The sequence below is a fragment of the Chryseobacterium sp. S90 genome, assembly GCF_047444895.1.
GTDB lineage: Bacteria > Bacteroidota > Bacteroidia > Flavobacteriales > Weeksellaceae > Chryseobacterium.
The window spans coordinates 1-24746 of the sequence record NZ_JBLGCX010000009.1; the positions used below are offsets into that span (position 1 = coordinate 1).

16 protein-coding genes are annotated in these 24746 nt (G+C 36.7%); 10 read left to right on the forward strand and 6 right to left on the reverse strand.

Going from position 1 to position 24746, the window contains the following annotated elements; translation table 11 throughout:
• Positions 1-297: 297 nt before the first annotated feature.
• Both ACLMCG_RS19850 and ACLMCG_RS19855 read right to left on the reverse strand, forming a co-directional pair.
• A complete protein-coding gene (locus ACLMCG_RS19850) occupies positions 298-1344 on the reverse strand; it encodes a PA0069 family radical SAM protein (protein ID WP_413960900.1) in 1047 nt (348 codons plus the stop codon).
• A gap of 122 nt (positions 1345-1466) precedes the next feature.
• Positions 1467-1661, reverse strand: coding sequence for a hypothetical protein (locus ACLMCG_RS19855; protein WP_047378034.1), 195 nt, complete (start codon positions 1659-1661; stop codon positions 1467-1469).
• A gap of 175 nt (positions 1662-1836) precedes the next feature.
• Here ACLMCG_RS19855 and ACLMCG_RS19860 point away from each other — a divergent pair, with 175 nt between their 5' ends.
• Positions 1837-2187: a hypothetical protein gene (locus ACLMCG_RS19860; protein ID WP_047421893.1), complete on the forward strand. Its 351-nt coding sequence runs from the start codon at positions 1837-1839 to the stop codon at positions 2185-2187.
• A gap of 105 nt (positions 2188-2292) precedes the next feature.
• Here the strand turns inward: ACLMCG_RS19860 and ACLMCG_RS19865 are convergent, their stop codons facing one another.
• Complete coding sequence (locus ACLMCG_RS19865; RefSeq protein ID WP_413960901.1) at positions 2293-4944, reverse strand: hypothetical protein; 2652 nt, start codon at positions 4942-4944, stop codon at positions 2293-2295.
• Between the two features lie 31 nt (positions 4945-4975).
• Complete coding sequence (locus ACLMCG_RS19870; protein ID WP_413960902.1) at positions 4976-5773, reverse strand: DUF2797 domain-containing protein; 798 nt, start codon at positions 5771-5773, stop codon at positions 4976-4978.
• 89 nt (positions 5774-5862) lie between these two features.
• Between ACLMCG_RS19870 and ACLMCG_RS19875 the strand changes: the two genes are divergently transcribed.
• The 9 genes from ACLMCG_RS19875 (at position 5863) to msrA (ending at position 19539) form a co-directional block, all read left to right on the forward strand.
• A complete protein-coding gene (locus ACLMCG_RS19875; protein ID WP_413960903.1) occupies positions 5863-6891 on the forward strand; it encodes a GDP-mannose 4,6-dehydratase in 1029 nt (342 codons plus the stop codon).
• Positions 6892-7027: 136 nt separating this feature from the next.
• Positions 7028-7249, forward strand: a complete 222-nt coding sequence (locus tag ACLMCG_RS19880) for a DUF2795 domain-containing protein (protein ID WP_002662059.1) — start codon at positions 7028-7030, stop codon at positions 7247-7249.
• Positions 7250-7376: 127 nt separating this feature from the next.
• Positions 7377-10451 (forward strand): preprotein translocase subunit SecA, encoded by a 3075-nt coding sequence (secA, locus tag ACLMCG_RS19885; protein WP_413960904.1) that lies wholly within the window; start codon positions 7377-7379, stop codon positions 10449-10451.
• Positions 10452-10602: 151 nt separating this feature from the next.
• Positions 10603-12759 carry a TonB-dependent siderophore receptor gene (locus tag ACLMCG_RS19890; RefSeq protein WP_413960905.1) on the forward strand — a complete coding sequence of 719 codons (2157 nt, stop codon included), beginning with the start codon at positions 10603-10605 and terminating at the stop codon, positions 12757-12759.
• A gap of 42 nt (positions 12760-12801) precedes the next feature.
• The gene (locus tag ACLMCG_RS19895; protein ID WP_413960906.1) at positions 12802-14001 is read left to right on the forward strand and encodes a PepSY-associated TM helix domain-containing protein; all 1200 of its coding nucleotides are present in this window, start codon (positions 12802-12804) and stop codon (positions 13999-14001) included.
• Complete coding sequence (locus ACLMCG_RS19900) at positions 14001-16115, forward strand: TonB-dependent receptor (RefSeq protein WP_413960907.1); 2115 nt, start codon at positions 14001-14003, stop codon at positions 16113-16115. The genes ACLMCG_RS19895 and ACLMCG_RS19900 overlap by 1 nt, the downstream gene beginning before the upstream one ends.
• 50 nt (positions 16116-16165) lie before the next feature.
• Positions 16166-17377, forward strand: coding sequence for a PepSY-associated TM helix domain-containing protein (locus ACLMCG_RS19905; protein WP_413960908.1), 1212 nt, complete (start codon positions 16166-16168; stop codon positions 17375-17377).
• 79 nt (positions 17378-17456) lie between these two features.
• Complete coding sequence (locus ACLMCG_RS19910) at positions 17457-18425, forward strand: ROK family protein (protein ID WP_223598083.1); 969 nt, start codon at positions 17457-17459, stop codon at positions 18423-18425.
• Positions 18426-18984: 559 nt separating this feature from the next.
• On the forward strand, positions 18985-19539 hold the full coding sequence (gene msrA, locus ACLMCG_RS19915; protein WP_223598084.1) for a peptide-methionine (S)-S-oxide reductase MsrA: 555 nt from the start codon (positions 18985-18987) through the stop codon (positions 19537-19539).
• A 179-nt stretch (positions 19540-19718) separates the two neighbouring features.
• Here msrA and ACLMCG_RS19920 read toward each other — a convergent pair whose 3' ends face one another.
• Both ACLMCG_RS19920 and ACLMCG_RS19925 read right to left on the reverse strand, forming a co-directional pair.
• A complete protein-coding gene (locus ACLMCG_RS19920; protein ID WP_413960909.1) occupies positions 19719-21479 on the reverse strand; it encodes a RagB/SusD family nutrient uptake outer membrane protein in 1761 nt (586 codons plus the stop codon).
• Positions 21480-21497: 18 nt separating this feature from the next.
• Positions 21498-24542 carry a SusC/RagA family TonB-linked outer membrane protein gene (locus ACLMCG_RS19925; RefSeq protein WP_413960910.1) on the reverse strand — a complete coding sequence of 1015 codons (3045 nt, stop codon included), beginning with the start codon at positions 24540-24542 and terminating at the stop codon, positions 21498-21500.
• Positions 24543-24746 lie beyond the last annotated feature (204 nt).

Here is a 24746-nt window from a genome sequence, read left to right on the forward strand (position 1 = left end):
CATCATTCATAATTTATAATTTATAATTTATAATTGACCTCCCTCCCCTAGCACTGATAGGAATGGTTACCCCGCAGTATATGTAGGAGAGCAGATGGGTGTGAGCGTGGGACAGCTCCGCGTGAGGAGTATGAATGGATAGCAGGATGAAGCTCCCGAAAAAATCGTACTATATACTATATATATGATAAGTATTTAAAATAACCAGAAGCGGAAAGTTTATTAATGACAACAATATTGAAAACAGCTACTCTTTATACTATAATATAATAGGTAGGATTAATCCGGATGTAATGATCAATCAAATAGTCTTAATTGCTGATCGCGGGTTCCGGTAAAATTAGCGGTTGAGAGCTTTGGAAATTCTTTACCGTCAAAAAACTTCTTTCTGCCGATCTTAAAAGTGGTATGAATCATTTCAGCAATGTTTCCCTCTCCTTTCTGTCTTTCGAAATATCTTTTATCTCCAAGCTTTCCGCCCCGCATAGAGCGGATAAGGTTTAAAACTTTTTGTGCTCTGTCCGGAAAATGACTTTCTATCCAATTCACAAAAACAGGCTCAACAGTATCATTTAATCTCACCAGAGTATATCCGAATCCTAAAGCTCCTGCATCGGAAATAGCTTTTAATATATTCAACGGTTCATCACTATTGAGTCCGGGAATGATGGGAGCAACCATTACGTGTACGGGGATGTTGTTTTCGGAAAGAATTTCTATGGCTTTTAATTTATTTTTTGCAGAACTCGTCCTGGGCTCCATCTTCCGTCTCAGTTCTTCGTTGATAGTGGGAATACTTAAAGAAACAGATACCAGGTTTTGCTCCGCCATAGGCTTTAAGATATCCAGATCTCTCAAAACCATTGCATTTTTTGTCAGAATATTGACAGGATGTCTGTAATCCAGACATACCTGCAGTAGTTTTCGGGTGATTTCAAATTGTCTTTCGGCGGGCTGATAGCAGTCTGTGTTACCGGATAGCAGAATTGGAGCTGCTTTGTATCCTCTTTTTTGAAAAAACTTCTCCAGCAATTCCGGAGCATTTTTCTTTACCATGATCTTTCTTTCAAAATCAATCCCGGCGCTATACCCCCAATATTCGTGGGTAGGCCTTGCAAAACAGTAAGAACAGCCATGTTCACATCCCTGATAAGGATTCATAGAATATTCCATCGGAAGATCCTCGCTTTTCACCTGATTAACAATGGTTTTGGGAAAAACTTCAGTGAAGGAGGTTTTTATTGTTTCGAAATCTTCATCATCAGGCTCATAGGTATACCTGTCGAAACGATTGATAACGTTCCGCTGAGCTCCCTGACCTTTTATGAAATTTTCGTTTTGCATTCTGGTGTAAAATTAGAATGGAATTTGCATAAAATAATGAGTTTTAACATTAAAGTTTTCCACAAAAAAATCCAACACTTTCAAAAGCGTTGGATTTTAACATAATTAAATATATTTTTTTACTACTTCAGTGCGTAAAATTCCACTCCATGAGTTTCATCATCTTGATTCTTTTCATCAAAGTGTCTGTGATAGTCCGAATAAGAATCACTATATTTTTTATCTTTTTTAGTCAAAATTTTTTTTATACTTATTAAACTTAATACTGCCAAAAGACCAACTCCTCCTGCCAGTAAAACTCCAACTTCTTTTTTCATATTTTCTTTGATTTAATATTGTTAGCATTGCAAAAAGCATACCTATTTTATTTTTTTAAATTATAAATTTTGTTAACATTGAACTTTATTATTAGGGAAATTACAATCCGATATTTTTATTATATTTAAAAATTGTAATGGTTTAATTATTGTACTTAACAAGAAAAATAACATTATGGAAAATCCAGAAAACATTGACAGGATGACAACCTTAAGCCAAGTCATGAAAACGCTTTCTGAAAGAGGAATACAGCGAGAATTCAGGATGAATGAGAAATGTGAAATGAAGTTTGAAAATTCTGAAAAAGTTTATCAGCCTGCGGAATTGGTGATCTTAAAAACATACCGTTTTGAAGGAGACAGCAATCCTGATGACAATGCAGTGCTTTATGTAGTAAAAGATGGTGCCGGAAACCGTGGAATGATCATAGATTCTTACGGGGCAGACAGCAATTATCCAGGTGAAGAGTTTGATAAGTTTCTAAGAGATATTCCTATATTGGAAAGTGATGAGTTCAATTTTTAAACTGAACCACTTTATATTAATTCTTTAAACCATTAAGGTTATTTCAATAAAAAGATCGTTGGTTTTATGTAATCATCAATCGTTCTGCTTTAATGGTTTAAAGAATTATTCTCCTGAATTTTCTTTTTTCTTGAATATATTGTTCAAAAAACCTTTCTTTTCCTTTTTTTCTGCTTCCGGTTTGGATGCTTCTTTTTTATTTTTGATCTCCTGCTTTATTTCTTTTACAGATTGTTTCATTTCTTTCACAGAAGTGACTGCTTCTTTTACTTTCTTTTCTGTCTTTTCTACGTTTTTACCAATGAGCGTTTTCTTCAATCCTTGCTCAATTCCTTTCCAGAAGAGATTAAAGAAAGATTTTGTAGGATCTCTTTCTACATTTTCTACAGTAACAGCATCGGGAAAACTTCCTGAATCTGATTTCAGAAAAACATTGGCAACAGCCGTGAGGAACCCTTTCTTCTCATGATTATTCTTATTAAGTACTGCAATTTTCAGATCTTTGTGTTTAAGATTAAAGGTTCCGTGTAATCCGGCAGGGTTTCCTTTAAAATTAAAAAGCATTTCCTGAATAGTTCCTGCAGTAGCCGTTACATGAAGGTAAGGCCTGATAAACGGATTGATTCCACTGGCGGGAAGGCCCATAGTTTTCCCTGCAATTGTAAAATTATCATTGTTATCGGCAACATCGAAGTTCCAGTTTACAGAAAGTGGAGAAAGATTCATGAATGAACAATTGATTTTGATGTCTACTTTTGTGGGTTTTCCTTTTATTTTAGCAGAATTCAGGTTTTTGACGTTCATATTAAAGTTACTGAATATCAATTTTCCGGGTCCCATACTTTCCGGAGTATCCTCTTCATAGACTAATACTGAGTTTTTCAGATCAAGATTACTGATCGTCATCGGAATTTTAATAGAACGCAGCATTTTGGAATACAATGCTTTTATTTTTGGATCGTCTTTCGGAATTTTGCTTCTGAAAATATTGGCATTAGCTGACTGGATTGTGACATGAGAAGCATTCACCATTTTTTGATGGGAAAATAGATCCCATGTTCCTTCTGCCGAGATTTGTCCGGCTTTTATATCATACAGATCCCTTTCAACGGGTATCATTTTGATAAACTGTGCTCTCGAAACAAGAGGTTTCATTGAAAAATTATTGATCTGAACTTTATTTTTATTCAGCTTGAGAAGCTCTAAGTTCATGTTATAGAACTGAGTTTTATATGCAAAGTTCCGGGTGGTGAGATAATAATCTTTGACTTTAAATGATAATCCTGACTGATTGGGTTTGGGCGCTAATTCTATAGCGTTAAGTGTGGCATTCAAATCATGAAAAACCAAGGGTTCTTTCCCATTATCATAAGTAATATCTGAATTTTTCAAAGACATTTTTCCTACAACAACAGATTGTATGATCCCAGAGCCTGAAGTTTTATTTTGCTTCTTCTCGCCTGTTTTAATCGTTCCATTTACATTGTCTATAAGGATATCTTTGAAATCAAGATTCACTTTTTTATTAAGAAATTCTAATTTATTAATATTAAAAGCAATGTGGTTTGTCTTTAGAACTGCAGCCGTTTTTTCTACTGATGGAGTTCCGGGTGTCAGCAGAACATCCATAATTTCTCCGCTTTTAGGGCTTAATGCAAAGCTTCTTATAGAGATATTCTGATGATTGGAATATTGGATATCTTTCCCGGCAAGCAGAAAATCTTTATACCCGATAGGAATTACCTGTTGTGAACTTTCTTTATTAAACATCATCTGGTTGATATTCAAATTAAGATTTCCTATAGACAAGAGCTTATTTCCATCTGGTTTATTGATATGAACTACAGCATTATTCAGTTTAATATTTTTTAAATCAACTTCAAAACTGGAATTTTTATTACTTTTTATCGCTTTTACTCCTGTATTATATACTGTAAAAGCAGGATTTTGAAAATCAGCATTGGTAAGTGAGACCTTATTTTTTGTCAAAACCACATCTTTGAATTCCATTTTTGGAACGCTAAATTCAAATAATTGTGGCTTTTTAGGATAAAACTTTTTAAACTGTACAAAAGAAAAAAGCGGAGTCAGTCTGAAATTTTCAACTGACATCTGCCCATCACGTGTATTAATCTTATGAATGGTAATAGCATACGTTTCATCGGGACGGAAAAAGAACTTCTCCCCTTTAATACTGTATCTGTCAAAAACTATTGGAAGTTTATTTTCAACAGACTCTTCTGTCATCTGTAAGTTTTCAACGAACAGATCCAGTTGCTGTACAGATAAAAATTTCTGTTTGGTATGTTTAAAAACGGCAATCTTTCCTTCATTGATCCTGATATTTTCAAATAAAAACGGGCTTCTCTTCTTTCCGGTTTTACGATCGACGGGTTTTGCGAGAATGACATTCAGATTAGGTTTTGCCAGCAAGAGGTCCGAGGAGCTTATTCTTTTATTAAAAATAGCATCATAAATTCCAAAACGGCTTATTTTCAGAGTATCAATAGTTCCCTGCAATCCAATAACGTCTGTATTTTGCGGATCTTTACTGTTAACAGAAATTCCGGAAGCGAAGATATTTCCGGTTCCTAAATCTACATCCAGGGTTTTATAGGAAACTTTATAGTCAGTATTCTTTTTTATATATTCCGGAAGCTGGGTTTTAAGCCATATATTCAGTCCGAAATTCGCAGCAAGAAGAATTCCTGCCAGGATTCCGAAACTTATCAATAGTCTTTTAACCCATTTTCCCATATTTTGCGATTTGGTTTTATTTTTACATCGATCAATTTCTTATTTCAAGATCGATCACATATCCTTCGTGTCCTCTTACATTCATGAAATTTCCTCCTTCAAATCCCAGATACTGTCCTTTGATACCGGAAAGTCTTCCGGAAAATTCAGGTTTTTTATCTAATGTAAATGAAGTAACCTTTTCTGGTTTTTCAAAAGGATAATCGAACATCCATAATTCTTCTCCATCCCTATAGAATTTCTGAAAATCTTCAGGAAAATATTCTTTGATCTTTTGTCTGAAATCCGCAAGGTCTATTTCTCCTTCAAAATCATCCTGCAGCATTTTTCGCCAATTGGTTTTATCTGCCAAATGTTCTTTCAGAGCTACTTCTATCATTCCCGCTTCATAACGGTTTTCGGTTCTTGCTATGGGTAATGCAAAAGTCGCACCCTGATCAATCCACCTTGTCGGAATCTGAGTATTTCTCGTTACTCCTACTTTTACGTCTCCGGTATAAGCCAGATACACGGTGTGCGGCTGAAGCTGAATTTGTTTTTCAATCTCCAGATCCCGTTCTGCAACGCCTAAATGTGCTGTAGAAAGCTCGGGACGGATAATGGTATCACTTGCATAAGGACTTTCAAAAAAGCAGTTTTTGCAGAATCCCATCCTGTAAATAGGTTTATTTTCTCCACAGTTTACACATTGAAATCCGGTGTGCCTGATACTTAATTCCTTTCCAATCAGCTCATTCATATGGATCAGGTCCCCTGAAAGATTGAGATAGTACTGGATTGGCTTTGCATCATAGCTTGTCATCTTTAAAATTTGCCCTTGAAACTGCATATTATATTTATATTACTTTTTTAAGTAAATTTAATGATTATATTTTTCAAAAAGTAAAATTTATATTTTTGTACTAATAAAAAATACAAATGGTTTATCTTGTAACAGGCGGTAGTGGATTCATCGGATCTCATTTAATTGAACGATTATTAAGAAATGGACATTCTGTCATAAACATTGACAATTTTGATGATTTCTATAACTATCAGGTAAAAATTAAAAATACTTTAGAGTCAATTGGTAAAATTTCGGATTTTGAATATTCAGACAAAGAGACTGATATCCGCCAATTGATTTCACTTACTCATTCTGACCAATACTCCCTCTATTGGCAGGATATCCGAGACATGAAAGGTCTTGAAAACATCTTTAAAAATCACCCTATCGACATGGTGATCCATCTGGCTGCACTTGCTGGTGTACGCCCTTCCATTGAACGTCCTTTAGAATATGAAGAAGTCAATGTAAGAGGTACTATGAATCTTTGGGAACTTTGTAAGGATTTTAATATCAAAAAATTTATTTGCGCTTCCTCATCAAGTGTTTATGGGAATAATGAAAAGGTTCCTTTTGCAGAAACAGATAATGTAGACAATCCGATATCACCCTATGCAGCCACCAAAAAAAGTGGTGAAGTCATAGGACATGTTTACCACAATCTATACCATATAGATATGATACAGCTTAGGTTCTTCACGGTATATGGACCAAGGCAAAGACCAGACCTCGCAATACACAAGTTTGTAAAGCTTATTTCAGAGGATCAGGAAATTCCTTTTTATGGTGATGGGAATACTGCCAGAGACTATACTTATATCGATGACATTATTGACGGGATTACCAAGTCTGTCCTTTATCTGGAAAATAATTCCGGGGTTTATGAGATTCTGAATCTCGGAGAGAACCAGGTAGTCACTTTATCAGAAATGGTAGAGACTATAGAAATGGCATTGGGAAAATCTGCCATTAAAAAAATTCTGCCAATGCAGCCGGGAGATGTCACAAAAACCAATGCTGATATTACAAAAGCAAAGGATTTAATAGGGTATAAACCGGCCACAGACTTCCAAAATGGCATAAAAAAATTTGTGGAATGGTTTTTGAGAAAACGACATTAAGTAAATTGCTGACACAGCTGCCATTCAGTTTGTGACAGCCATTTATAAGAAAAAATTATAAAAAGAATTGAAAATCAAGTATAAAAAAGTTTATTATACAACCTATTTTTATACTTTTGCAAAAAATTAGAAAATTATGTACTGGACATTAGAATTAGCTTCATATTTAAGTGACGCACCTTGGCCAATGACAAAAGCAGAGCTTATTGACTACGCAATCAGAACTGGTGCACCTATGGAGGTAGTAGAAAACCTTCAGGCAATCGAAGACGAAGGAGAAATTTATGAATCTATCGAAGAAGTATGGAGTGACTATCCTACTGACGAGGATTTCCTTTGGAACGAGGACGAATATTAATAAAGCGATAAGCTTTAGGCTGCGTGCTTAGAGCTTTTTTGCCCTTTTTTATATATTAATTTCACACGATAAGCGTGTCATTTAAAACGCTTAAAGCATCTTGCATTAAGCATAAAGCAAAAAATTTATGAGTTTTTTAAACAAAGTTCTTAAAGGGTTTTTGGGAGACAAAAAAGCGCAGGACCTAAAAGAAGTAAAAAAAGTTGTAACAAAAATCAAGGCTGTAGAACCTAACATCCAACAATTGACGGATGATGGGTTGAGACAAAAAACGGCTGAGTTTAAAGAGAATATAAAATCTGCAACCAGCAAGATCACAGCTCAAATAGAACAGATAAAAGAGCAGATAAAAAATTCAACCAATGTTGACGAAAAAGAAGCTCTTTTTTCAAAAATTGAGTCTCTAAAGAAAGAATCATACGAAATTGAGGAAAAAGTTCTTGTTCAGGTTCTTCCTGAAGCTTTTGCATTGATAAAAGAAACAGCAAGAAGATGGGCACAGAATGGAGAGATTCGTGTAACAGCAAGTGACTGGGACAGAGAACTGGCTGAGGCAGGAAAAGATTTCGTTAGCATTCAGGGAGACACAGCTGTTTGGAAAAACTCATGGGATGCTGCCGGAACTCCAGTAGTTTGGGATATGGTCCACTATGATGTTCAGTTTATCGGAGGGGTTATTCTTCACAGTGGTAAAATTGCCGAGATGGCAACCGGTGAAGGTAAAACTTTGGTAGGAACATTACCTATTTACTTAAATTCACTTCCGGAAAGAGGAGTACACGTTGTAACCGTGAACGACTATCTTGCAAAAAGAGACTCGGCATGGATGGGCCCTCTTTACCAGTTCCACGGAATGTCTATCGACTGTATCGATAACCACCAGCCGAACTCAGACGGAAGAAGAAAAGCATACAACTCAGATATTACTTACGGAACCAACAATGAATTCGGTTTCGATTATCTTAGAGATAACATGGTGACTTCACCTTCAGAATTGGTACAAAGAGAATTGAACTTTGCTATCGTGGATGAAGTTGACTCTGTATTGGTAGATGATGCAAGAACACCTTTGATCATTTCTGGCCCGGTTCCTCAGGGAGACAGACAGGAGTTTGATGTTCTTAAACCTTCTATCGACAGAATTGTTGAAGTACAAAAGAAAACTGTTTCCGCTATTTTCAATGAAGCGAAAAAATTAATCGCTGCAGGAAATACAAAAGAAGGAGGATTCAAATTACTTCAGGCTTACAGAGGTCTTCCAAAAAACAGACAATTAATCAAATTCTTATCGGAAAGCGGAAACAGAGCATTACTTCAGAAAGTTGAAGCACAATATATGCAGGACAACAACCGCGATATGCCGATTGTAGATAAAGATCTTTACTTCGTAATCGAGGAGAAAAACAATCAGGTAGACCTTACAGACAAAGGTGTTGAATACATGTCTCAAGGAAACTCTGATGCGAATTTCTTCGTTCTTCCTGATATCGGGACTGAAATTGCTGAAGTAGAAGCTAAAAACCTTTCTAAAGAAGAAGAGTTTGAAGCTAAAGAAAGACTTTTTGCTGACTTTGCAGAAAAATCTGAGCGTGTTCACACTATGAGCCAGCTATTGAAAGCCTATACATTATTTGAAAAAGATGATGAGTATGTAGTCATTGATGGTGAAGTAAAAATCGTTGATGAGCAGACAGGACGTATCATGGAGGGACGTCGTTATTCAGATGGTCTTCACCAGGCAATTGAAGCAAAAGAAAATGTAAAAATTGAGGCTGCTACTCAAACTTTTGCAACAGTTACACTTCAGAACTATTTCCGTATGTACAACAAACTTGCGGGGATGACTGGTACAGCTGAAACTGAGGCTGGTGAACTTTGGGAAATCTACAAACTGGATGTAGTGGTTATCCCAACAAACCGTCCAATTTTAAGAAATGATAAACAGGATTTGGTTTTCAAAACCAATAGAGAAAAATATAATGCTGTAATTGAAGAAATTGAAAGATTAACTGCAGAAAAAAGACCAGTATTGGTAGGTACTACTTCTGTTGAAATTTCCCAATTGCTTTCAAAAGCACTTCAGTTAAGAAAAATTCCTCACCAGGTACTGAACGCGAAACTTCACAAGAAAGAAGCAGAGATTGTAGCTGGAGCAGGACAGCCGGGAGTTGTAACGATTGCAACGAACATGGCAGGTCGTGGTACGGATATTAAATTATCTAAGGAAGTAAAAGAAGCAGGAGGTTTAGCTATTATCGGTACTGAGAGACACGATTCAAGACGTGTTGACAGACAGCTTAGAGGTAGAGCAGGACGTCAGGGAGATCCTGGAAGTTCTCAGTTCTATGTATCTCTTGAAGATAACCTGATGCGTTTATTCGGTTCTGAGAGAATTGCTAAAATGATGGATAGAATGGGTCATAAAGAAGGTGAAGTAATTCAGCATTCTATGATCAGTAAGTCTATCGAAAGAGCACAGAAAAAAGTAGAAGAAAATAACTTCGGAACAAGAAAGAGACTTCTTGAGTATGATGACGTAATGAACAAACAACGTGATGTAATCTACAAGAGAAGAAAGAATGCTCTATTCGGAGATCACCTGAAGTATGATATCACCAATATGATTTTCGATGTTGCCAATTCTATCGTTGCGAAAGGAAAAGCTACCGGAAATTATAAAGATTTTGAATACGAAATTATTAAAACATTTACCATGGAATCTCCGGTTTCCCAAAGTGATTTTAATAATAAAAATGTTCAGGATCTGACGAATATCTTATTCAACGCAGCTCAGGAAGATTACAAAATGAAATTGAACTTATTGAAAGAAAAATCATTCCCAATCATTGAGAATGTTTACCAAAATCAAGGTTCAATGTTCAAAATGATTCAGGTTCCTTTCACAGACGGACACAAAACAATGACTATTGTAGCTGATCTTAAAGAAGCTTACGATACTCAGTGTGAAAGTTTAGTAAATGATTTCGAAAAGAACATCACTTTATCGATCATCGATGAAAACTGGAAACTTCACCTTCGTGAGATGGACGACTTAAGAAGATCTTCACAAGGAGCTGTTTACGAACAGAAAGATCCATTGGTAATCTATAAGCAGGAATCTTTCCACTTATTCAGTGAAATGATCGACAAATTGAACAAAGAAATTATTTCTTTCTTATATAAAGGAGAAATTCCAGCTTAAGAAAAATTTAATAATATCATCTAAAAACCGCTCTGGCATTGACCATAGCGGTTTTTTGTTATTCAGTATATAATAATTTTATGATAAATATCAATCTTATTATTTATTTAGAACAGTTAAAAATAATATATTTGCAGAAAATTTGAGTTTCATGAAAAATGTACTGATCTGTGCTTCCGCACTGGGAACAATGCTGGTTTCTGCGCAAAAAAAAGACACCATCAAATCCAATGATATTGAAGAAGTAGTTGTTAACGGAAGATATTATCAGAAGTACAAGCTGAATGAGGTTTCGGGTTCACTGAGAATCCAGACTCCTATTCTTGAGCTTCCTCAGAATGTACAGTCTGTAAGTTCTCAGGTTCTTGCTGATCAGATTACATTGAACATGTCTGAAGGGATTGTCCGTAATGTAAGTGGGGCAAGAAAGGTAGAACACTGGGATAATGTGTATTCCAATGTATTCATGAGAGGAGCCGGTATTGCCACATTTATGAACGGAATGAATGTTTCTTCTACCTGGGGGCCTATCAACCCTGATGCCTCTATTATAGACAGAATAGAGTTTGTAAAAGGTCCTGCCGGATTCATGGGTTCTATGGGAGATCCTGCCGGGTTTTATAATGTGGTAACCAAAAAACCTACCGGAAAATTTGCTAATAGTGTTCGTTTCACTACAGGAAGCTATAACCTTTTCAGAGGGGAAGCAGATCTTGACGGAGTTCTTGTGAAAGACGGGATTTTAGATTACCGTATCAATTTAATGGGAAGCTCCAACAATTCTTGGGTGGAAAATGATAAAACAAGTAAAATCATTGTTGCTCCTTCCATTACTTTCAGACCAACAAAGACCACTATCTTTACAGCACAGTACAACTATCAGTACTTAAAATTCAATCAGCCGGGAGCATACCTGATGTCTAACGACGGATATGCTTCATTGAATGTACATACCAACTTTAATGATCCGAACTTCAAAAAAACTGAAGTAAAAGATCAGAGTTTATTCTTAAGCTTAGATCAGAAACTATCCAAAGATTGGGTTTGGAGTACACAATATGCTTACATGGACCTGAATTATGACGGAGGTTCATGGTGGGGAACTTTTGATCCAGCCAATAAAAATGTTTTAAACAGGACATTAAGCAACTGGCAGGCAAAAGGAAAAAATCACATTTTCCAGACGTATGTAAGAGGAAAGCTTAATACAGGAAATATTGTACATAAAGTTATTGCAGGATTTGATTACGGAGACAGAAAATACATTGCCGACTTTTCATCTTTCGCTGGAGGACCTTTCCCAATTGACATTTATAATGTAAATTATGGTGTAGACCCTACAAAACTTCCTTCTTCTGACTTTTATAGCTTAAACACCTCTGCCCCATTTTATAATGACCAGGGAGTAAAATATACTTCTTATTATGCTCAGGATCAGATTGAAATGTTTGATAACAAACTGAGATTAACATTAGCAGGAAGATATACAAGCGGTAAAACCTATTCCGCATATCCTAACCTGAGCCCCGGGACACCTATTGTGCCTGATACAGCTGGTGAGTTTACACCAAGAGTTGGAGTAAGTTATTCTATTAATGAAAACTTCTCGGCTTATGGGATCTATGACAAAACATTTACACCACAATCCGGAACTGGGATTAACCAAACTAAAATTACAGATCCTTTCAGAGGACAGAATATTGAATTCGGACTGAAGAAAGACTGGTTTGGAGGAAGATGGAACACTACTTTTGCCGTTTATGAAATCAGAAGACAAAATATTCTTGTATCAGGAAATGCAAACGAAAACAATGGAGTTGCTTTCCAGGTTGCTACGGGTGAGCAAAGAGCAAGAGGTTTTGAAACCGATATCAAAGGAGAAATCATCAAAGGGTTGAATATTATCATCAACTATGCTTATACAGATGCAAAAACTGTTAAAGACACAGATCCTACAAGAATTGGAATTCAGTCTCCGGGGAATGCAAAAAATGTTCAGAATACCTGGGTCAACTATAGATTTGAAAATGGTCTTATGAAAGGGTTCGGTATTTCAGCCGGTTATCAATATCAGGGAGGAAGACAGTCATGGTTTGGGGTAAATGCAACAAAAGATCAGAGTCTTCCGGATTATTTTGATACCAACTTCGGGGTTTCCTATGTTGCTAAAAAATTCGATGTCAACTTTATGTTGAATAACGTTCTTAACAGAAAACTTTACAGCGGATATAGAGGAGATGGAGGAGAATACGCATGGATCTATAATGCTCCGCGTAACTGGAGAGTATCAATAGGATATAAATTTTAAAAAAAATCAAAGGTTAGCCCCTCACGGGGTTAACTTTTTGCTATGAAAAAGCATCACCATAAAAAGAAGGTTTCTTCAACAAAAAAATGGTCTGCCAAACTCCATCTGTGGTTTGGTCTGTCTGTTGGCATCATTGTATTTATAGTCTCTCTTTCGGGGACTTTATATATTTTTAAGGATGAAGTACAAAACAGTCTGCGCAAAGAAGCCATTTATGTAAAAACAGAAGATCTCGGAAAGAAGGCATTATCACTTAATTTGCTTCGTGAAAAAGTTTCACTGGAACTCAACGAAAAACATCCGCTAAGTTCAGTAGAAATCCCTTTAGACAAAAGCAAATCCTACCGTTTTCTTTATTATGAAAAAAGTAAAAAAGGGTGGAATTATTTTCAACAGGTTCTCATCAACAAGCAGGCATATGTAAATCAGTATACCGGAGAAATCATTGCGGTATATGATGAAAAATATGATGTATTTAATATTCTGAAGTATATCCATTGGGGGCTTCTGCTCAATTCCGAATGGGGACCATTTACTGTAGGAATCCCAACCGTTCTTTTTATTATAATGCTGATTACGGGAATCATCTTGTGGTGGCCCAAAAATAAAAATGCCAGAAAAGGACGCTTTTGGTTCAATTGGGAAAATGTAAAAAACTGGAAACGTAAAAACTATGACCTTCACAATGTATTAGGGTTCTATGCCTCATTCATTGCCTTAATAATGAGTGTTACAGGGATTTATTTTGCCTATCCGTATGTGAAAAATACCTTTAACCTCGCCATATCCGGCTATTGGGAAGCTCCAAAAGAAAAAGAAATCAAGTCTCCGGATTCATTGATGGTAAAAAATAAAGCTGTTTTTGATTTAGCTGCAGCGCAGACCGAAAAATTGTATGCGGGCTCATCCAGTTTCAGAATCAATTTAAACGGAAAGAATAAAAAAGGAAAAGAACTGAAGAACCTTCCCGTTACCATTTACGGAAAAGACGGAAGATTCAGCGAAAGAAATCTGCTGACATTCGATAAATACTCAGGAAAGCTACTGACCAACAAACCTCATCAAAAACTGAGCAACGCCGAAAAATATGCCAATGCCAATTATGATGTTCATACAGGATCTTACTTCGGTCTGTTTGGAAAAATCATCTGGTTTATTGCCGGCCTCACGTGTACATCACTCCCTGTAACCGGATTTCTGGTTTGGTGGGGAAAAAGAAAGAAAAAAGGAAAGAAAATATAATGAAAAAAGCGCTTTTATCAGCAGCCTGTCTGGGAACCACTACCGTTTTTGCTCAGGTAAAAGATACTCTGCAAACCAAAAATGTAGACGAGGTTGTAATGACTGCCTCCAGGAAAAAGGAAAACATAAAAGAAGTTCCAAGCTCCATCACTGTTGTGGGAGAGAAACAGATTCAGTCTCAGCTTACAGTAAATTCTGATATTACGAGCATTTTGCAATATACGGTTCCCAGCTTAGGAACCAATTCAGGGCAGACTTCCAATTCGGGACAGACATTGAGAGGGCGCCAGGTTTTGGTTTTGATTGATGGGATTCCGCAGTCTACCCCACTTCGTAACGGAGCAAGAGATTTAAGGACTATTGACCCTTCAGCTATCGAAAGAATAGAAGTGATTAAAGGAGCTTCTTCCATCTATGGTAACGGAGCAGATGGAGGGATCATCAATTATATTACGAAAAGGAGCAAAACAGATAAAAAAATCTCCGGGGTTTCACAGATTGGTCTTACAGGACAGCCTTACGGAGGGACTTTAGGAGTAAGAGCCAGCCAGCTTTTAACCGGAAAGATTAATAAATTCGACTATACCCTTTCATTAGCCTACGAAAGAACGGGATATACAAAAGATGGAGACGGTGTTTTGATAAGCCCTACTTACAGCATTGCCAAGATGGACAACTACAACGGATTGCTTAAAATTGGTTATAATATCAACGAGAATCAAAGAGTTGAAGCCTCTTATATTGGTTACTCTTCAAGATCAGACCTGAATGTAGGATTAAAAACAGGAAAATACGGTATCACTCCTACCATTGGTGAAGGATTAGGAAAAGGATTGGAAACAACGCCTCAGGGAACTCCGAAAAACCACAACATCAGAGTAAGCTATGACAATAAGAACCTGTTTGCAGGAACTTCTTTAAATATTAATCTTTATTATCAGGATTTTAAAACCGTTTACGGATACAGTGATACATTCTTCAACGGTGGCCAATCCAATGTTATTTCCCAGAAAAAAGGAGCAAGAATCAATTTGGATACCCAACTATGGAACTCCCCGAACTCACAGGGAGAAATCATCTACGGAGCTGATATCCTAAACGATCAGACCGTGCAGAAACTGGAAGACGGGCGTTTCTGGACTCCTAATATGAACATGACCAATATAGCACCTTTTGTATTGGCAAAAATTGATCTTTTCAAAAAATTCACCATCAAAGGAGGATTCCGCTACGAAAATATCAAAGTGAATGTGGATGACTTCAATACGCTTTCTTCCCTTAAAAGTGACGGAACATTTACTAAGAGTATTCCTGTAGCCGGAGGAAAATTAAACTATAATGCTTTGGTAGGAAATATCGGTGTACGTTATAATATTGAACCTTATATCAACCTTTTCGGAAGCTTTTCTCAAGCCTACTCTATCAATGAATTGGGAAGAATTTTAAGAACCTCAACTTCTGAAACGATTAAAAATCTGGAAACGAAACCAATTATCGTTAATAATTACGAATTGGGAGCTACAGGACAACTTTCCAGCTGGCTTAATTATGAACTGACTTCCTATGTAAGTACATCTAAACTAGGTGCATCATTTGTGCAGAGCCCGGACAGAGCCCTGATGATTCAAAGATCTCCTGAAATTGTATATGGTGTTGAAGGTTTCTTACACTTTACTCCTACAAAATGGATTCAGTTTGGTGGAAGCTACAGCTGGATGGAAGGAATTACTTCTATAAAAGATGATGGTGATTATTCAGCAAAAATCAATAACAGCAGAATTTCCGCTCCAAAAGTTCTGGCTTATGTACAGGCAAAACCTATTCCCACATTATCAGTTGGTTTAGACATGCTTCATTCTTTCCAGCAGAAAAGATTTGAGCCTAATGCAAAAACAGGATTGTATGCTTACGGTGAAGGATATGTTCCTGAGTATACCGTTTTTAATTTCAAATCAAGCTACGAGGTGAACAACAACTGGAGGGTATCATTAGGAGTTGAAAACCTTTTTAACAAAGTATATCAGCCAGCCATCTCATGGTGGACGGCAAGAGACAGTGATTTCACCAATGCTCTTGGGTTGAGGGGAACCTTCATGATCGAATATAAATTTTAATTAAACTAAATAAGAAGTAAAACATATCTTTGCTTTACTTTTAGCTGTATATGAAGAAAAATCATCATCATAAAAAGAAACCGGGATTCTTTAAAAAATGGTCTGCCAAGCTGCACCTTTGGTTCGGATTGGGAATAGGTTTTCTGATCTTTATTATCTCTATCACCGGAGCATTGTACGTTTTTAAGGATGAAGTTGAAAACATCACCCGAAAAGATGTCATCTACCACCATGAGCAGAATATTGAACAGAAGCAGGTGCTTCCTATCAGAGTAATGGAAAAAGCTGTTGCAGAACAGGTCAAGGAAAAATACCCGATCCACTGGGTCAATGTTCCTATTGACAAAAAGATGTCCTATATGTTCTTCTGGTATGAACACAACACAGATTCCTGGAATTATTTTGATGAATTTCCAATTTATAAACAGGCATATGTAAACCCATATACCGGGAAAGTACTAAGAGTTTATGATGAAAAAAACGGGTTCTTCAATATCGTAAAAATGATCCACTGGAGCTACCTTTTAAAACAGGATTGGGGAACTTATGTGGTAGGAATTCCGGTTATTATCTTTATCATTATGCTGATCTCGGGGATCATTTTATGGTGGCCTAAGAACAAAGCAGCAAGAAAACAGCGTTTTGCATTCAAATGGAAAAACATTAAAAGCTGGAAAAGAAAGAACTATGACCTTCATAATGTATTAGGTTTTTATGCCTCTATTTTTGCTTTGATCTTTTCTATTACAGGACTTTTCTATGCATTTTTTGTCGTTCAGGCGATGATCTACATGATATTTTCAGGAGGAGAAACAAAGTACCCGGATTTTTCCCATATCAAGACAAAAGCCCCTATTGAGCTGAGAACAGAGGGCACGCTGGATAAAATCATCAATACTGTACAGACAAAATATCCTGATTCCTATGGTTTTGCTATAGATTTAGGACACCCACACATGGATGATCATGAACACCCCAACTTTGAGGTGTATGTGAAACATCTTTCTTATTCTTACCATAAAAGCAGCAGCTTAATCTTTGATGAAAACTCAGGGGAATTGCTGCATACTCATGATCCGAAGGACAAAAACTTTGGGGAAAAGGCGGTGAGTGCTAATTATGATATCCACGTAGGAGCCATTTTAGGACTTCCTACCAAGATCATTGCCTTTATCGTAAGTTTGATCTGTGCCTCTCTTCCGGTTACCGGATTTATGATCTGGTGGGGGAGAAAAAAGAAAAAACCGTTAAAAACAGCTTAACATATTAAATAAAATCCAGTTAATAATCCATTAATACAATCTTTTTTATAATTTTAGCCCCTAGAATTTAATAATAGAAATGTCATTAATAGATTTATCAAAACAAGTTGCCCTTGGAGTTGACATCGGCGGAACCAATACTAAATTCGGAATCGTAAACCACCGTGGAGAAGTTCTGGATAAAGGAAACCTGAGAACCGATGCTTATGACAAAGTTGAGGATTTCATCGATGCTTTATATGAACATGTTCATCCAATGATGGAAAAATATGGTACTGAAGCTCATTTTGACGGAATCGGAGTAGGAGCTCCTAATGCAAATTACTATAAAGGGACCATAGAATTAGCTCCCAACCTTCCATGGAAAGGAGTAATTCCTTTCGCTGAGCTGATGACAGCAAAATTCGGACTTCCTTGTACAGTGACCAATGATGCGAATGCTGCGGCTCTTGGAGAAATGCTTTTCGGAGCAGCAAGAGGAATGAAAGATTTCATCATGATTACACTTGGAACAGGAGTTGGAAGCGGAATCATTGCCAACGGAAGCTTAATCTACGGACATGATGGGTTCGCCGGAGAATTGGGACATACAATTGTAAAACCAGGCGGTAGAAAACACTGGAGTACGGGTTCTGAAGGGAGTCTTGAGGCTTATGCTTCTGCTACAGGAATTACCATTACAGCAAAGAAAATGAGAGCTGAGTTCCCGGAATCTATGCTGAACCAGTATCCTGAAGATGAGATCAATTCTAAAACAGTATACGAGTGTGCGATGAAAGAAGACCCAATTGCTATTGAGGTTTTCAGATATACAGGTCAGAAACTGGGTGAGGCATTGGCCAATTTTGTGATGTTCTCTTCCCCGGAAGCCATTCTTTTATTCGGCGGAGTAATCAAAGCAGGAGATTTTATTTTAAAGCCTGCTAAGCTTCATATGGAAAGAAACCTTCTTCCTATCTTCAGAAATAAAGTAAAACTGGTATTCAGTGAACTTGACGAGGCTGATGCTGCTATTCTTGGAGCAAGTGCTTTGGTTTGGGAAAAATAAACTGAACACTATTTATATCATACAGAGCATCCTTCTTAGGGTGCTTTTTGTTTTTCCCACAGATTGCACAGATAATTATGCTATATTTTCTTATAAGGTATAAACTCAGTATCATAAGATACTTCGACTCCGCTCAGAATGACATTGCTAATACCAGCTGTTTTAAAATATCTCAGATATCTCCCTTTCACATTTTGTATTGCTCTATTTTCTCACAGATTTTCACAGATGATCGGGTTATATTTTCTTGTGTTTATTTGTGAAAACATTAGTGCTATTTGTGTTTAAAATTCAGCTTAATTGAAATGCTTCGACTCCGCTCAGCATGACATTGCTAATACTAAGTGTTTTGAAAACCTTGGGCAATTATCTCTGTCATTTTATATACTGTATTACCTATAAAAACTTTTATAATTGTGTTTAGAAATCATTTGTCACATCTATCACGGCAATTTAAGTTTATAAGGCTAAAATCGTGTTCAAATGAAAAAGTTTTTCCTATTTTTGATTGGCCTTTTCTGCATCAGGAAAGGATAATAAAACAATATAATTACCAACAATGGACAACAATAATTTAGAACAGATTACTTTCGGTGGTGGATGTTTCTGGTGTGTGGAAAGCTGTTTCAATATGCTTAAAGGAGTAAAATCTGCTATTTCAGGATATTCCGGAGGACATAAAGACAATCCGACCTATCAGGAAGTTTGTACAGGAGAAACAGGACATGCAGAAGTAGTACAGATCACTTATGATCCGGCGGTTATTTCCTATGAACAATTGATGGATGTATTTTTCTTCCTTCATGATCCTACCCAATTAAACAGACAGGGAAATGATATCGGAACCCAATACCGTTCTGTTATTTACTATAAAGATGCTGCTGAAAAGGCAAAGGCTGAAGAAGCTATCAAAGTATCTCAGGAATCAGGAAGATGGGCAGGAACTTATGTAACGGAACTGACTCAATTCGATAAATTCTGGCCGGCAGAACAATATCATCAGGGATATTATAATGAAAATCCTACACAGCCTTATTGTAGTGCTGTTGTTGGTCCTAAGATCCAAAAGTTCAAAAAGTATTACGGAGAACTGGGAATGCTAAACGTTGAATAAAACCTTATATTCTAAGTTTTGGCTAAAGCCGGATTGATGATGTATATTGGGTTAAACGGACTAAATTCCGTTCCTATTGATATCAACTGAATCGCCACAAACCGATACAAAATAACAGAAGCGAAGAGGAAATCTCTTCGCTTCTTGTTTACGCAAAAATAATTGTTATATGAAAAAAACTAATATCCCGGGTTTTGAGTGAAATCCTTTGAGGCATCAAGGGTTGCCTGAGGAATCGGGAAGATTCTTCTGTAAGGCTGAGTAGCTGCTTTTGCAGTTCCCGGCAAATCAAATTTTTGAAATCTGATCATTGCTTTTCTTCTGTACATTTCCCAATATAATTCATATCCTGATTCTTTAAAAAGCGCATCAGCATCCAGAGAAGTAAGCGCAACTCCCGGAGCATTATTCTTTAAAGCATCATTCGTTCTTGTTGTTCTTAATCTGTTAACATCAGCCAGCGCTCCAGATACGTTTCCGTTTCTGAAAAAGGCTTCTGCTCTCATCATATAGATCGTTCCTAATCTGTATAAGGGAACATCCATTCCGCTTGTTCCGTTATTTCCGTAACCTGGATCAAATTCAAACTTAAAGTTTCTTACCCCTCTGTTGATCTGAGCCTGTGTAAATACAGCTTCTGAAGGATTATCAAAATTGAGTTCCGGAGTAAAATCTGCAGCAAGCGTTGTATTTTTTTCGGTGAACAATTTGTATACTTTGATTCTTCCGTCTGAAGTCAGGTCAAAGTTACCATTGGCAAGAATTTTAGGTCCATATTGCTGACCAACCTGTAATCCTCTGTTGAAGTGAAACCATGGTTTTCCTGTTCCTTCCACTTTACTTGTTGACGGTACACTCACATCCGTTCCATCATTTCTGAACCATGTTCCATCCTCATACTGATAGGTTCTCTGAAAACGAGGATCACCGTGATTTCCGTTCCATGAATAATAAAATTCCGGCGTAACACAAGAAGCATTCGTTCCTCTGTTATCCGGCGAAGGCTTCTGGATTCTTTCCATAGACATATAAGCCAGGTCATTGTCCGCATTTCTGTTTGAATTCTTCTTCTGAACAATGGTAAAGATCATTTCCTTACTTGTGTCGTTATTGATATCAAAATTGTGGAAGTAGTTTGATTCTAAGCTAAAAAAGCCTCCATTAATCAGCATATCAGAATACTTGATCACCATATCCATATCATTCCCTCCTCCACTTAAAGCCTGTTCCTTAAAGTTAAAAGTACCTGCCGTCTTGTTCTTTAAAACAGCTCTGTTTAGATACATATCAGCCAATAATGCATACGCTGCCTGTTTTGTAAATCTTCCTGCGTGCGTGTTCTGGGTTTTAATATCTGCCAGGTTTGGAATAAGACCTTCCACTTCAGTAATCAATGCATCAATGGTAGATTCCGCTTTTCTGATCTGAATGGGTGCATTTAAATTATCCGGGTCTCTGTACGGAGCCTGTCCATACAAATCAATTGTTGTATAGGTATAAAAGGCCAGTAACCCTTTAGCTTCAGCCAGAAATAAAGTCTTGTTATTGATATTACTTTTGTTGATACTTCCTATAGCAAAAAGAGATTTCGTAATTCCTGAGTTCAGCTGATTCCAGGTATTTTTTACAACATCATTATTTGCATCCCAGGTAAATTCGTGCATGGCTCTCCACTTTCCTCCGTCTCCCCAGTCACTTCCTCTTGTTGGCAGGATAGCTTCATCAGTAGAATATTCCTGTAATGCAAACACACTTCCATGATCTACAAAAGTTCCGTCACCAAGTTGTCCGTAAGCAGCTGCAAGAGAAGCTTCAGGGTCTGCATTTTCAGTTCCCATTACCTCATCAATTACTTTTTCATCCAGATTGGTACATCCCACTAATGACATCACAGCGATGGACAAAACGATTTTATTTAGATTTAAAAATTTAGATTTCATAATTTCTTTTAACTTAAATTAAAACTTAATAGTAGCTCCCAGAATGAAAGTTTTCGCAGACGGATAGGTCGTATAATCAATTCCTAAAGACTGATTTCCCTGCACCTGCTTATTAGTATCAACAAGTGGATCGTAGCCTGAATAGCTGGTAATGGTAAACAGATTCTGTGCGCTTACATACAGATTGATACTTTTCAGAAATTTCAATTGATTCATGTCAAAAGTATATCCTAATCTTACGTTGCTTAAACGAATAAAGTCTGATTTTTCAAGATATAAAGAAGATAACTGCGGCTGATTGGCAAAACTTGCTCCTGAATCGTAATATTTCTTCAATACGTTTCTGTCTGAAGCTAAGTTGTTAATATTCAAATCTAAAGCTGTATTATTCACAAGATAACCTCCTGTTTGTCCAATGAAAGAGAATGCAAAATCAAACTTTTTGTATTTCATATAAGAATTGATCCCAAAAGTGAAATTAGGAATAGCACCTTCAAAAATCTTTCTGTCATTCGGGTCAATCTTTCCGTCTCCGTTCAGATCTTCATAAATATATTTTCCATTGGCATCAATTCCTAAGTAATTGTACATGTAGAAGGATCCTGCTTCATAGCCATTTCTATAGATATTTGCAGTAACACCTGAAAGTCCCGGTCCTGAAACTTCACCGGAATTAATTCCTGAAACCGGAAGATCTTTCACCACATTATTTACTGTAGCTCCATTAATGTCAAGATTCCATGTAAAGTTTTCGTTTTTAATAATTTCTGATCCTAAGGAGAATTCAAAACCTTTATTAACGATCTTTCCGTCAGCATTCAGCCAAACAAAATCTGTAGGACTCAATGGAGTGGAAGGAATAAATAATATTGGATTTTTGGTTGTCTTGTTATAGTATTCTAATGAACCGTATAATTTATTACTGAATAGGCTGAAGTCCAAACCAATATTGGTTTGCGCTACAACTTCCCATTTCAGATTAGGATTGGGTGTTCTTACTACCTGAACTCCGTTGATGAGGTTTAAGTTATCATATAGATAATATCCCGCATTCTGTGATAACAGATAACTTGCTTTTGTAATTTTATTGAGAACTTCCTGATTTCCGGTTTCTCCCCAGCTTCCTCTTAGTTTCAGCTCATTGATAAATGAAACATCTTTTAGAAAGTTTTCTTTTGAAATGGTCCAGCCTGCAGCAACTGATGGGAAATATCCATACTTATTATTATCTCCAAAACGTGTGGAACCATCAGCTCTTAACGAAGCGGTTAAGAAATATTTTTTGTCAAAATTATAATTTACTCTTCCAAAGTAAGACTGCAGTTCATTTTCCTGAGAAGTTCCCGGCTGAGGAATAAATACATCTCCGGAATATCCCGGGTTAATTTCCGGCGAAATCCCAGCTCCCTGATTCACAAAGTTTCTTACACCCAGATAAGTGGCAGTAGCTTTAAACTTCTGATAAGAAAAACCTCCTAATACACTGAAATTATGATTTTTAAAACTAAGGTCGTACGTTAAATAATGTTCCAAAAGAATATTATAAGAATCCAGATTGGCCTGGGAATAGATTCCTTTCGGGCTTCTGTCTGTAATATTCGGGAACATGGTGGTATTTCTTTCTGATAAACTTCTGTCAATCCCTAAATTAAATTTATAATTCAATCCCGGTAAAATTCTCAACGTTGCTTCGGTATTTCCTAATACTCTGAAAGTATTCGTTTTATCTTCGTAAACGCTCAATAAATAAAGTGGATTATAATGGGCGTTCATATTGAAATTGGTATAATTTCCGTTCTGATCGTAAACAGAACGCGTAGGATTTGCCATTAAAGCATGGATAATAAGCTGCCCGTCAGATCCTGCATTTCCACCGTTTGGAATTCCTGTTTCTCTGATATCACTGGCGGTAAGATTTAGCTTCACCTTTAATCTCTTATTATCAAAGAAAGATTCTTCAGCATTCAAACGGGCTGTTGTTCTTTTAAAACTGCTGTTCAGAACAATACCATCCTGATCCATGTGAGAAAGAGATGCAAAATAATTCCCTGTTTCTGTAGCTTTTGAAAATGAAACGGAATGATTGGATGAAACGGCATTTCTGTAGATTTCGTCCTGCCAGTCTGTATTTCCGCCATGGTCATAAGATTTATCTATGCCTGCAGCTCTGTATTCATCTGCAGTCATTAAATCTAATTTTTTAATCACTGAAGAAAACCCTAAATACGTATCATACGTAAACATCGGCTCTCCTTTCTTTCCTCTTTTTGTTGTTACCAAAACCACCCCGTTTGACCCTCTCGCTCCATAGATTGCAGCAGCAGAAGCATCTTTTAAAACCGTGATAGACTCAATATCACTTGTATTCAAAAAATTAAGAGGATTCTTTGCGGTTGTATTCCCCAGTCCTACATTCGGACTTTGTGCACTTACAGGATCATTATTCAAAGGAATTCCGTCTACAACGAATAAAGGTGTACTTCCGCTTCGGATGGAACCGATACCTCTGATGGAAACATTCACTCCCGCACCAGGTTCTCCACTCGACTGAACGATACGAACACCCGCGATTTTTCCCTGCATCAGGTTATCCACGGAAATATTCATTCCTTCTTTGAAATTTTCGGCTTTCAGCTGGCTTACGGCTCCTGTTAAATCAGATTTTTTCTGAGAACCATACCCTACCAAAGTTACCTCTTCAATGGAAGTTGAACCTTTTTTGGATTCTAGTTTTATAGAAACTGAAGTACTGGAAATTTTCACCATCTGTTCTCCATATCCTTCATAAGAAATGGATAAAGTCTGTCCAATTCCGGCCGAAATTGAGAAGTTTCCTGATGCATCGGTAGAAACAGTGTCTCCGGTTTCTACAACAGTGACTTTTGCGCCTTCTATTGCGGAACCATTCTGATCCGTTACATTTCCGGAAATGGTTTCGTTTACCTGCGAAAACACAGGATAGTTTGAAGTAAATCCTTTAGCATCAGCTTGGTGAGCCACCAAAAAAATTAATGCAATCGGGATTAGCTTTTTAAACTTAAAAAAATTAATTTTGTGGTACATATCAATAAGTAAAGTAATTGCAAGACGTTACATTGCTTATCAAAAAGCCGCTGTTGTTCCCGCAACAGTGGTTTTCTTTTCAGGCAACGGTTAGTTTTTATTTCGGCATACAAAGTAAAAGGATCTACCACAAATCTATTTTAACATAATATTATCTTAAAGTCAACAAAATATAAATATCTCAATTTGAGATATTATAAACTT